General features: G+C 39.3%; 10 protein-coding genes. 1 reads left to right on the forward strand and 9 read right to left on the reverse strand.

What is annotated here, in order from left to right; all coding sequences use genetic code 11:
• Positions 1-2: 2 nt before the first annotated feature.
• Genes hemB through hemA form a run of 5 tightly spaced genes read right to left on the reverse strand, consistent with a single transcriptional unit; the run spans position 3 to position 4,927 of the window.
• Complete coding sequence (hemB, locus tag J7W16_RS00900; protein WP_210595048.1) at positions 3-983, reverse strand: porphobilinogen synthase; 981 nt, start codon at positions 981-983, stop codon at positions 3-5.
• Positions 983-1,762: a uroporphyrinogen-III synthase gene (locus J7W16_RS00905; protein ID WP_210595049.1), complete on the reverse strand. Its 780-nt coding sequence runs from the start codon at positions 1,760-1,762 to the stop codon at positions 983-985. Before J7W16_RS00905 ends, hemB begins: the two co-directional genes overlap by 1 nt.
• Positions 1,759-2,691 carry a hydroxymethylbilane synthase gene (gene hemC, locus J7W16_RS00910; RefSeq protein ID WP_210595050.1) on the reverse strand — a complete coding sequence of 311 codons (933 nt, stop codon included), beginning with the start codon at positions 2,689-2,691 and terminating at the stop codon, positions 1,759-1,761. The genes J7W16_RS00905 and hemC overlap by 4 nt, the downstream gene beginning before the upstream one ends.
• A 24-nt stretch (positions 2,692-2,715) precedes the next feature.
• Positions 2,716-3,531, reverse strand: a complete 816-nt coding sequence (locus J7W16_RS00915) for a cytochrome C assembly family protein (protein ID WP_210595051.1) — start codon at positions 3,529-3,531, stop codon at positions 2,716-2,718.
• Between the two features lie 16 nt (positions 3,532-3,547).
• On the reverse strand, positions 3,548-4,927 hold the full coding sequence (gene hemA, locus J7W16_RS00920; protein ID WP_210595052.1) for a glutamyl-tRNA reductase: 1,380 nt from the start codon (positions 4,925-4,927) through the stop codon (positions 3,548-3,550).
• A 283-nt stretch (positions 4,928-5,210) separates the two neighbouring features.
• Here hemA and J7W16_RS00925 point away from each other — a divergent pair, with 283 nt between their 5' ends.
• Positions 5,211-5,666 carry a LiaI-LiaF-like domain-containing protein gene (locus J7W16_RS00925; protein ID WP_210595053.1) on the forward strand — a complete coding sequence of 152 codons (456 nt, stop codon included), beginning with the start codon at positions 5,211-5,213 and terminating at the stop codon, positions 5,664-5,666.
• 132 nt (positions 5,667-5,798) lie between these two features.
• On the opposite strand, the gene yihA is transcribed toward J7W16_RS00925, so the two are convergent.
• From yihA to clpX, 4 genes are all read right to left on the reverse strand, one after another.
• Positions 5,799-6,434 (reverse strand): ribosome biogenesis GTP-binding protein YihA/YsxC, encoded by a 636-nt coding sequence (yihA, locus tag J7W16_RS00930; protein ID WP_210595054.1) that lies wholly within the window; start codon positions 6,432-6,434, stop codon positions 5,799-5,801.
• Complete coding sequence (gene lon / locus J7W16_RS00935) at positions 6,431-8,752, reverse strand: endopeptidase La (RefSeq protein ID WP_210595055.1); 2,322 nt, start codon at positions 8,750-8,752, stop codon at positions 6,431-6,433. Before lon ends, yihA begins: the two co-directional genes overlap by 4 nt.
• Positions 8,753-8,895: 143 nt before the next feature.
• Entirely contained in the window at positions 8,896-10,566 is a 1,671-nt protein-coding gene (gene lonB, locus J7W16_RS00940) for an ATP-dependent protease LonB (RefSeq protein ID WP_210595056.1), read from the reverse strand.
• Between the two features lie 138 nt (positions 10,567-10,704).
• Positions 10,705-11,979 carry an ATP-dependent protease ATP-binding subunit ClpX gene (clpX, locus tag J7W16_RS00945; protein ID WP_210595057.1) on the reverse strand — a complete coding sequence of 425 codons (1,275 nt, stop codon included), beginning with the start codon at positions 11,977-11,979 and terminating at the stop codon, positions 10,705-10,707.
• Between the last annotated feature and the right edge of the window lie 207 nt (positions 11,980-12,186).

Below are 12,186 nucleotides of genomic sequence, written 5' to 3' on the forward strand. Positions count from 1 at the left end.
TCCTATGACTGTAGCCATTTCGCTACGTCTTTTGCATGATACGTTAAAATTAAGTCAGCTCCAGCTCTCTTCATACTCGTCAGTTGCTCAAGAACAATCTCTTCCTCGTTGATCCAGCCTTGCTGACTTGCGGCCTTCACCATCGAGTATTCCCCACTCACATTGTAAGCAACAACTGGGGCACCAGAAAAGTCCTTCACTTCTCTAATAATATCTAAATAAGATAGGGCTGGTTTCACCATCAACATATCTGCCCCTTCTTCAATATCCGATTGAGCTTCTCTTAACGCTTCTAAACGATTAGCAGGATCCATTTGGTATGTTTTTCGGTCACCGAATTTTGGTGAGCTGTTTGCTGCATCACGGAATGGACCATAGAAAGCAGAAGAGTATTTAACGGCATAGGACATGATTGGTATATCCTCATAGCCAGCCTCATCAAGGCCTGCTCGAATCGCAGAAACAAACCCATCCATCATATTTGAAGGAGCGATAATATCTGCACCTGCCTCTGCTTGTGAAACGGCAGTTTTTGCTAGCAGCTTCAGAGATGGATCATTGAGAATTTGTCCATCCTCAATCACACCACAGTGCCCATGATCAGTGAACTGGCACAAACATGTATCGGCAATAACAATTAACTCAGGGTGGTTTCTTTTGATTTGTCGAATGGCTTGCTGTACAATTCCATGATTATGATAAGCCGTTGATCCTTGGTCATCCTTTGTACTCGGATGAGGAACACCAAAAACAATAATTGCAGTAATTCCTAAGTCAACCGCCTCCTGCACTTCCTTGTCAATTAAATCTAACGACCACTGAAAAACATTTGGCATTGATGGTATTTCATTTTTTATATTTGATCCTTCAACAGCAAAAAGTGGATAAATCAAATCTGTTTTATGTAAGCGAGTTTCTTTTACCATATTTCGAATGCCTGCATTTCTTCTTAAACGACGGTGACGAGTAAATGTGGTATTCATTAGAATATATCCTCCTTAGAATGAGCGATTATAGCATGAATCATTTCTTCAATTGTGTATGTCGATGGCATTATTTCAACCTTCAAACCGGCTTCAATCGCTGTTTTTCTTGCAACAGGACCAATACAAACAATCTTACTTTCAATCGTAGCAATATCAACATTTACTTGTTCAAGAGCTTTGACAAAATGCTTAATCGTAGATGAGCTTGTAAACGTAATATAGGATGGCTTCTGCCTAATGATATCGCTAAATGTACTATTCACTTTGGGCCAATACGTCTCATAAACGGTTAGATCCTCAACATAGGTACCTAATTGACGTAGCTCATCAATGAGGAGGGGTCTGCCAAGATTACCTCTTGCAACAACGATATGATCACCTTTTTTAACTTTCCCTGAAAGGGCAGCAACTAGCCCTTCAGCTACATAATCAGCAGGTATTAAATCTGCAGTGATTTCAAATTGTTGAAGCATCTGCTCTGTCTTTTTGCCTACAACAGCAATTTTCACTCCTGATCTACTACGATTATTAAATGGTCGGTTATTCTCGAAAAAGAAGCGAACTCCGTTAGCACTTGTAAAAATCAGCCATTGATATTTCGATAGTTCTGATTTCACTTGTTCAATATGCTCTAAATTAGAAGGGCGTTTAAAGGCAATAAGCGGAACCTCTAGTGGTGTTCCGCCATACTTCCTTATCAGAGTTGATAAACTTTGTGCTTGCTCCTTTGCTCGTGTCACGAGAATCGTTTGACCAGCTAAAGGGCCTTTGCTCATCCTTGATCAAGTTCTTTCTTTACTTTATCAAGAATTTCCTTAGCCCCTTGCTCTAATAATTTCTGTGCCGCTGCCAACCCGACCTCGACTGGATCTACTCCTACGATTGTTTCCTTTATTAGTACCTTGCCATCTGGTGATCCAACTAACGCTGTCAAAGAGATTTGATCGCCTTCTGTTACCGCATAGCCTGCAATAGGAACTTGGCATCCGCCTTCCATCTTATGCAAGAAGGTACGTTCAGCAGTAACCGTACGTGCAGTATGGTCATCTTGAATATGCTTAAGTAGATTAATTAAATCCTGATCATCCGCACGACATTCAAGCCCAAGAGCCCCCTGTCCTACAGCTGGGACACATAATTCTGGGTCTAAATATTCTGTAATAAGATCGTCTGGGAAGCCTAAACGCTTTATACCTGCAACAGCCAAAATAATCGCATCGAAATTTTCTTCCTTCAGCTTACGAAGTCTTGTTTCAACATTCCCTCGAATCCACTTGACCTCAAGATCTGGGCGTGCAGCTAGAATTTGAGCGGAACGTCGTAAACTACTTGTTCCTACAATCGATCCAGCAGGAAGATCAGCAAGTGGGATGTCATTATTAGAAATAAAAGCATCACGTGGATCTTCACGTTCAGTAATTGCAGCTAAAGTAAATTTATCTTGTAATACTGACGGAACATCTTTCATGCTATGTACGGCTAAATCAATTTCCTTATCCTCAAGTGCCTGTTCAATCTCTTTAACGAATAATCCTTTTCCACCAACTTTGGACAAGGTCACATCGAGAATTCTGTCACCTTTAGTAACAATTTTCTTTACTTCAAATTCATAAGGGAGATTCAATTTTGATAATTGATCAATCACCCAGTCGGTCTGAGTTAATGCTAGGTTGCTTTTTCTAGAACCAATGACTATTTTTCGCATGCTGTTCCTCCAATTTCCTTTATGTTAGTACCATATATGAAACGTTGAATATTGTCCCGATAAAAAGTAATTAATTAATAAAATTAAAAATCCAGCAATCGCTAATAATGCCATATTATATCCTCTTATCAATTTGACCACACGTTGATATAAATAAACACCATATACGGCAAGTACTAACAAAGAACTAATTACTTTTGTATCAAGAAGAATAATTTCTCCTAGTTGACTATAGGCCCAGACAAAACCTAGAATAAGTCCAATTAATAATAGTGGCCATGCGATGATGACAGCTATGAATGAAATGCCATCTAATTTCGATAATGCCCCGAAGCGTCCTAAACGCTTGCCCCATATCTTCTTTTTAAGCATTTGATGCTGTAGAACATATAAGAGCTGACAAGCAAAGGCAACAGTAAAAGCTGCATAGGATAATAAGATCATCGAAATATGAATAACGAGGAGTTCTGAAGCTAATAAATTGGATAACGATTTTGGTACATCACCATCCGGTGTGAATAGACTAAATGTCATCATACTAAAGCCAATGACATTCGTAAAGAAAACAAGAAAATCTACTCTGAAATACCAGTTGATCGCCAAAGATATCGTTACAATAATCCAAGCGTAAAAAAATAAACCTTCAAAGGGCGTCAGTAACGGAACCCGATTTAGTTCGAGTGCACGAAAAATAAAGAAAACCGTTTGAAGGACCCAGACAATAGAAAGCAACCAGAAGGCAATCCGATTGACCTTCCGGTTGTTTTGTAAGAAATCAATAAAGTACCCAAATACACTAAAGCTATATAGCACAATCGTAATAGGATAAATCCAATTCATGTTAAGTCCTTCTTTCTTAAGAACGGACAACAGCTTTACGTTGTCTTGCTACAGATACATATTCTTGCTTGTTTGACTCCCATTGCTTCTCCGCTTCTACTATTCTTTCATCTTCTTCGTGTAAGGCAAGTTCATTTTCCAAAGCAAAGATTTTAGTGAACAATGCTAATGCTTGCTCAGCATCCTCTTCTCCGGCTAATTCCTTGACTCTTGTAATTGGGTCACGTAAAAGCTGGTTCACGATACTTTTTGTATGCTTGTTTAATACCTTCTTTTCCCGTTCAGTTAAGTTAGGCATCTTACGTTCTATACTTTCCATCGTTTCAGCCTGAACACCCAATGCTTTTGTTCTTAATGCTGTAATTAAAGGGACAACACCAAGTGTATTTAACCATTGTTTGAACTCTTCAATTTCCACTTCAACCATTAATTCAATCTTCTCTGCTTCTTGTCGGCGCTCAGCCAAGTTGGCTTCAACGATATTTTGTAAATCATCAATATCATAGAGATAGACATCGTCAAAGTCTGCAAGAGCCGGATCTAAATCACGTGGAACCGCAATATCAACCATAAACAATGGATTGCCTTTACGTTTCTTTAAAGAACCTGCAAGCATTTCTTTCGTTACAACAAATTGTCTTGCACCAGTCGAGCTAATCAAAATATCCGCTTCTGCTAATGTCTGTTGTAATTGTTCGAATGGTCTAGCTTGACCTAGAAATTGTTGAGCAAGCTCTGCCGCTTTCGCTTCCGTACGATTAATGACTGTAATCTTATTCGCACCATTTGCATGCAAATGTTTCGCAGTAAGCTCACTCATTTTCCCTGCACCTAAAATAACGACATGCTTCCCAGCGAAATTGCCAAAAATATTCTTTCCAAGCTCTACAGCTGCATAACTAACTGAAACGGCATGCTCGCCGATCTCCGTCTCAGTATGTGCTCTCTTTCCTAATGTGATTGCTTGCTTAAATAACTGGTTAAAAATTGTACCAGTCGCTTGTTGTTCCTGTGCTAATAGGAAACTTGTTTTCACTTGACCCAAGATTTGAGTTTCACCCAAGATCATTGAGTCGAGTCCACAGGACACACGAAATAGATGCTCAATAGCATGTTCATTTTCACGGATATCTAAATAAGGAAGAAATGCTTCCTTCGATAAATCAAACCAATCTGCTAAAAATGTCTTTGTGTAATGGCGACCTGTATGCAATTGGTCTGCCACAACATAGACTTCCGTACGGTTACATGTCGAAACAATCGTACATTCTAAAATGCTTTTCATTTTCCGTAATTGAGACAACGCCTCTGGAAGCTCTGATTCTTGAAATGCGAACTTCTCTCTCATTTCGACAGGAGCCGTTTTATAATTGAACCCAACAACAAGAATATGCATCCTGACGTTCACCCCCTAAATCTTTTCCATACAAATAACATCATTTTTTATCTATATTTGTCATTTCACGTTTGTAAGTAACAGACTATATTATAATAACACGTCTACATTATAACATGTCTAATCTAAAGCTCAAAAAAAATTTGTGAACAGATGATGAAGCCTATGCTATGATGATAATGTTTCTAATATTGGATAGCAAATGGTTTGCTTCCTGCTATCTATATTCTAACCAATGGTTGGCAATGTATGAGAATAACTTGATATACATAGGAGTGATAGGATGCAACAAAGATTGTTTTTAGGGAGCCTTTTACTCGGGGTGGGCTGCTACTATCTTCTTCAGCAATTTTCTTTCCCAATGCTTAATCGCTACTTAACATGGCCAACATTATTACTAGTGTTCGGAATCGCTTTTCTAATACAGGCATATCGTGGAAAGGAATATTCCTTTCTATTCCCTGGAGCATTACTAACTGGTTTAGCCATTCATTTCCATAGTGTAGATCAGTTTCACTGGTGGCCCTCTCATTGGGGAGCTTACTGTCTTATTATCGGCGTTTCCTTTTTATTATCTTATTTAAAAACAAAAAAGGACGGACTGGTCCCTGGACTCATTTTTATATGTCTTTCATTAGTTGCCTTTTTGTCATTACAAGATATCTTTTCATTTGCAAGCTCGCTTTGGCCTGTTATTTTAATTGTTATTGGTTTCTATCTATTGGTGAAGAAAAAATAATTTTCTGTATTAAATAAGAAGACAATCGCTTAGAAACGAATGCCTAAATTAAAAACGTCTTTGAGAATCAATTCTCAAAGACGTTTTTACTATAGACTTGAGCCGTGTCCGAAACCCACTATCAATCAATCTTTATTCTGGATTTTCAGTCGTTTCAAACTCAGTTGTCACAGTCTCTTTTTTATTTTGAATATAATATTGAATCGTCTTCCATACTTGCTCTTTTCCTTGAGCCGTTTCGGAAGAGAATAATAGAAGCGGATCTGACTCTACCTTTTCTAAGTCTTTTTCAATGATTTTAAGATGCTTTTGCCACTTCCCTTTTGGGATTTTATCACACTTCGTAGCGACTAAAATAACTGGGATCTCAAAGTGCTTGAGCCACTTATACATCATCTTATCGTCCGCAGAAGGGGCATGTCTAAGATCGACTAGCTGAACGACAGCCTTTAATACTTCTCGATCCTCTAGATAATTTTCGATCATTCTTCCCCATGCTTCTCTTTCTGGTTTAGGAGCACGAGCGAACCCATAACCAGGAACATCTACGAAATAAAGTTGCTCATTTATTTCGTAGAAGTTTAATGTTTGCGTTTTGCCGGGACGTTGTGATGTACGTGCTAATCCTTTGCGGTTAATCATCTTATTAATAAACGATGATTTCCCTACATTTGAACGACCCGATAAGGCGATCTCTGGATATCTTGTTTTAGGGTATTGTTCCCTCTTTACAGCCACATGGGCCAAGTCAACCTTTGTTACTTTCATTCCATTTCTCCTAACGCATGCTCAAGAACTTCATCTAAATGGGAAACAAGAATGTAGGTCAAGTCACTTCTAACAGAGTCTGGTACATCCTCTAAATCCTTTTCATTGTCTTTTGGAATAATGATTGTTCGAAGTCCAGCTCTATGAGCACTCATTGATTTTTCTTTTAAACCTCCGATAGGAAGTACGCGCCCTCTCAAAGTCATCTCGCCTGTCATTCCTACTTCTTTCTTAACTTTTCGACCAGTTAACGCCGAAACAAGGGCAGTTGCCATTGTAATGCCCGCAGACGGTCCATCCTTTGGCGTGGCTCCTTCAGGAACATGAATATGAATGTCATTCTTCTCGTTAAAGTTTGGATCAATATTGAGATCCCCAGAACGAGAGCGAATATAACTGAATGCAGCCTGAGCTGATTCTTTCATGACATCACCGAGTTGCCCTGTAAGTGTCAGCTTCCCTTTACCAGGTGCAACAGAAACTTCAATAGAGAGAGTATCTCCACCAGCCGAAGTATAAGCAAGTCCTGTTACTGCCCCTACCTGATCCTCTTCCTCTGCCATCCCGTAGCGGAATCTTGGCTTTCCTAGAAGGTCTTCTACTGTCTTTGCAGTTAAAACGACACGCTTCTTTTCTTGAGAGACAATGCGTTTAGCTGTTTTCCGGCATAACGTCGCCATTTGTCTTTCTAAACTACGTACCCCGGCTTCTCTCGTATAATAGCGAACGACCTTTTGAATCGCTTCATCCTTAACTTGAAGCATTCCTTTAGTTAAACCATGGTCTTTCATCTGCTTAGGAAGTAAGTAATCCTTCGCAATTTCTATCTTCTCTACTTCTGTGTACCCGGCTATAGAGATAATTTCCATACGATCTAGCAGTGGTCCTGGAATTGTCCCAATATTATTCGCTGTCGTGACAAACATGACCTTTGATAAATCGTACGCTTCTTCAATATAGTGATCACTAAACGTATTATTTTGTTCAGGATCCAACACTTCGAGAAGAGCAGCAGATGGATCACCTCTGAAATCATTAGCCATTTTGTCGATTTCATCAAGAAGGAATACAGGGTTAATTGAACCTGCCTTTTTCATTCCTTGGATGACTCTTCCTGGCATTGCCCCTACATACGTACGGCGATGTCCGCGAATTTCTGCTTCATCACGAACTCCACCTAATGAAATGCGGACGAATTTACGATTCAATGAACGAGCAATTGATTTCGCAAGCGATGTTTTCCCAACACCCGGAGGGCCCGCTAAGCAGAGAATGGGTCCTTTTAATTCACGAGTTAATTGTTGAACAGCTAAGTACTCTAATACCCGTTCTTTGACCTTCTCTAGTCCGTGATGATCTTCATTTAAGATTTCTTCGGCACGAATAACATCTAATTGGTCCTCAGTTTCAAACGTCCATGGTAATTGGATGAGCCAATCTAAGTATGTTCTTAACACCGAACTTTCAGCGGAGTTCGCTGGCATTTTCTCAAAACGGTCTAATTCCTTTAAGGCTTTTTCTTTAATATTTTCAGGCATGTCCAACTCTTCAATTTTTTCACGAAGTGTTGAGACCTCTCCAGAACGCCCTTCTTTGTCACCAAGCTCTTTTTGGATTGCTTTTAATTGTTCACGCAGGTAGTATTCCTTCTGTGTTTTTTCCATTGATTTCTTAACACGCTGCCCAATCTTCTTCTCAAGACCGAGGACCTCTTGTTCATTATTGAGGATCTCAATTAACTGAAGCAAACGGTCTTCCACCGAAGTAAGTTCAAGTAATGTTTGCTTTTGAGCTAACTTTAGAGGTAAATTTGCTGAAATAACATCTGCAAATCTACTTGGGTCTTGAATATCCTTAACGATCGTTACTGTTTCAGCAGAAACCTTTTTTGAAACCTTCGTATACTGCTCAAACATCGTTAATAGATTTCTCATTAAAGCTTGTAACTCAGTTGTTGGCGATACATCTTCTTCATCTTCAATAACCGCTTCTACATATAAATACTCATCCATTTCTAAGTATTTCTCAATGCGTGCCCGCTTCAGACCTTCTACATGGATTCGAACAGTTCCATTCGGTAATTTAAGAAGATTTTTCACTTTTGCAAGTGTTCCTACACGATATATTTCTTCCTCTGTCGGATCATCGATTGAAATTTCCTTCTGAGTTGCTAATAAAATTTGTTGGTCCTCTTCCATGACCTTTTCTATCGCTTGAACGGACTTTTGTCTTCCTACATCCAAATGCAACACCATTGACGGGAAAACGAGTAAACCGCGTAACGGTAGAAGCGGAATTTGTCGTTTATTTTCGACCATCCGCAAACACCTCCATCTATCCTATTTCCAAACCCATACTAAATCACCTTTAATCGTTTGAGACCAAGTGGCAGTTGAGTTGGTGATTATTATTGGATTTGATCTTGTTCAATTCTATCTTATCACTAATCCTTTGTCTAATCTTACACAGGTGCAATCGTTGGATTAAATTCACTGCTAGCAGGAATCGTCTCTTCCTCTTCCTGCTCTTGCTCAATCGCAAGCTCAAGAACCTCATCTAAATGTTCGACAGAAATGACTTCAACTCCTGTCACCTTTTGTAATATTGCTTGCTCATTCTCTTTTGGAATAATGACAACTTTTGCTCCAGCAAGCTTAGCCGCTTCAACTTTCGCAACAACTCCACCAATCGGTTTTACCTTACCATGAATCCCTAGCTCACCTGTCATCGCAACCGTATTCTTTACTTTTTCTTTCCGGATTGCCGAATAGATCCCTGTTGCGATCGCTATACCTGCAGATGGACCATCAACTGGTCCTCCACCAGGAAAGTTGACATGAATATCAAAGTCTTGAGTTGGAATTCCCATACGCCGAAGAACAGTAACGACATTCTCAACTGAACCTTTCGCCATACTTTTTCTTCTAATTGAACGTGCCTGGTTTCCGGTACTCTCCTCCTCTGCAATCCCAGTTACATTTACTGTACCCTTTCCTTCGTTTTCTAGAACATTTACTTCAATTTCAAGTAGGGCACCTAAATTGGGACCATACACAGCTAGTCCATTAACAAGACCAATCGTTGAATCATCATGAATCGCTCTTTCTGGTCTAGGAGCTAATTGACTTGCATGCAGGACCCATTCAATATCCGCAATAGTCAGTTCGTTTCTTCCATCAGCATTCGCAATCCCCGCAGAGATCTGAATAATATTAACCGCCTCACGACCATTTGTTGCATAACGAGAAATTCTTTCTAAGGCTCCCTCTTCTGTTGAAAAGTTAATTTTTTCTGCGGCTTTTTTCGCAATTGAAATGATTTCTGCTGGTTTTAATGCACGAAAATATACTTCGAGACAACGTGAGCGAATCGCCGGTGGTAATTCATCAGGATTTCTTGTTGTTGCACCAATCATTCTAAAATCTGCAGGTAAACCCTTTTGAAAGATCTCATGAATATGTCTTGGTATTTGTTGATTCTCTTCACTATAATAAGCACTTTCCAAAAATACTTTGCGATCTTCTAATACCTTAAGTAATTTATTCAACTGAATTGAATGCAACTCACCAATTTCATCAATAAATAATACCCCACCGTGTGCTTTCGTTACTGCACCATGCTTTGGTTGAGGTATACCCGCTTGTCCCATCGCTCCTGCCCCTTGGTAGATTGGGTCATGGACAGAACCAATGAGTGGGTCTGCAATTCCGCGCTCATCAAAGCGTGCAGTAGTCCCATCTAATTCAACAAACACTGCCTCTTGTGAAAACGGAGACTGAGCATTTTTCTTCGCTTCTTCTAAAACAAGACGAGCAGCCGCTGTCTTACCAACACCAGGTGGTCCATAAATGATCACATGTTGAGGATTTGGACCACATAGTGCAGCTCTTAAAGAGCGAATTCCTTCTTCTTGGCCAACGATGTCGTCAAATGTCACAGGACGTACTTTCTCTGCCAATGGTTCACTTAAAGACACTGAGCGCATTTTACGTAGTTGCTCCATCTCTTTCCGTGATTCCCGGTCAATAGAAACCTTTTGATTACGTTGGCTTTTTAATAAATTCCAAAAATACACGCCAATGATGATACCAAAAAACAATTGAATCACCAAAGCAATTCCTGTCCAATTCATAAGAAACCTCCCAGAAGTATCGTTGTTTATTTTAGTATGACCGGGAAAAACAACACTAATCAAAGAAACTTCTGTGAATGATTGGATATAAGAAAAGAAGATGTCCTAAAGGTCATTACCCCTGGACATCTTCTCATATTATGCACTCTCTTTTGGTTCAGATTTAGACAGAGTAATTTCTTTTCCATCGTCTGTTAATAAGGTAGGATCTGCATTTTCAGTTACGCACTTATCGTGAATAATGCATTTTACAATATCCTCACGTGAAGGTAAATCGAACATCACATCAAGCATAAGTGTCTCGATGATTGAACGCAACCCACGTGCACCTGTTTTTCGCTCGATCGCTTCTTTTGCAATTTCGCGGAGAGCTTGTTCAGTAAATTCAAGTTCGACATCGTCAAGCTCTAATAATTTCTTATATTGCTTAACTAGAGCATTTTTTGGCTTTGTTAGAATTTCCACAAGAGTATCAACATCTAATGGTTCTAAACTTGAAATTACCGGTAAACGTCCGATAAATTCAGGAATTAAACCAAAACGTAATAAATCTTCAGGTAGAACTTTTGCTAAGTATTCACCTGGCTTTAAATCATCTTGCTTCACATCTGATCCGAAACCAATGACTTTTTTACCTAGACGACGTTTAATGATTTGCTCTACTCCATCAAAAGCACCACCACAAATGAATAGGACATTTGTTGTATCAATTTGAATGAACTCTTGATGTGGGTGCTTACGACCACCTTGAGGAGGGACACTTGCTGTTGTACCTTCCAGAATCTTAAGCAAGGCTTGCTGCACGCCTTCACCTGAAACGTCACGTGTAATTGATGGATTCTCTGATTTACGTGCAACCTTATCAATCTCATCAATATAGATAATTCCTTTTTCAGCCTTCTCAACATCATAATCTGCTGCTTGGATTAATTTTAACAAGATGTTCTCAACATCTTCCCCAACATACCCAGCTTCTGTTAACGATGTTGCATCAGCAATCGCAAATGGTACATTAAGAATTCTAGCTAAGGTTTGAGCTAGTAATGTCTTCCCGCTACCAGTTGGTCCAATCATACAAATATTACTCTTTGCAAGCTCAACCTCATCTGAACGATTCATTGAATTGATACGCTTATAATGATTATAAACGGCAACAGAAAGTGATTTCTTCGCACGATCCTGTCCAATTACGTAATCGTTTAGAATTTGACGAATCTCGTTAGGCTTAGGAACCTCTTGAAACTCAACTTCTTCTTCCGTTCCTAATTCCTCTTCTACAATCTCCGTACATAACTCGATACACTCATCACATATATAAACACCAGGACCAGCAACAAGCTTCCGGACTTGGTCTTGTGTTTTTCCACAGAAAGAACATTTCAACTGTCCCTTTTCCTCATTAAACTTAAACATGTAATCACCCCTCAGTAAATATTGTACCATCCTCAAGCATTCTTTGTCTTAATGAAGGCTTATCTAAAAAATGGACACGACGCCCTAAGTAATCACCTTATGTTTGCACATTGTAACACAATACCCCTGCTCTGCACTAAACAAAACACTTATTGCAAAACAAGAAGCCCAACAAATTCACTAAGCCTCCTTATTATATCCTAATCA

It is taken from the genome of Halalkalibacter suaedae, assembly GCF_017939705.1.
In the GTDB taxonomy this organism is placed as follows: domain Bacteria; phylum Bacillota; class Bacilli; order Bacillales; family Bacillaceae_D; genus Halalkalibacter; species Halalkalibacter suaedae.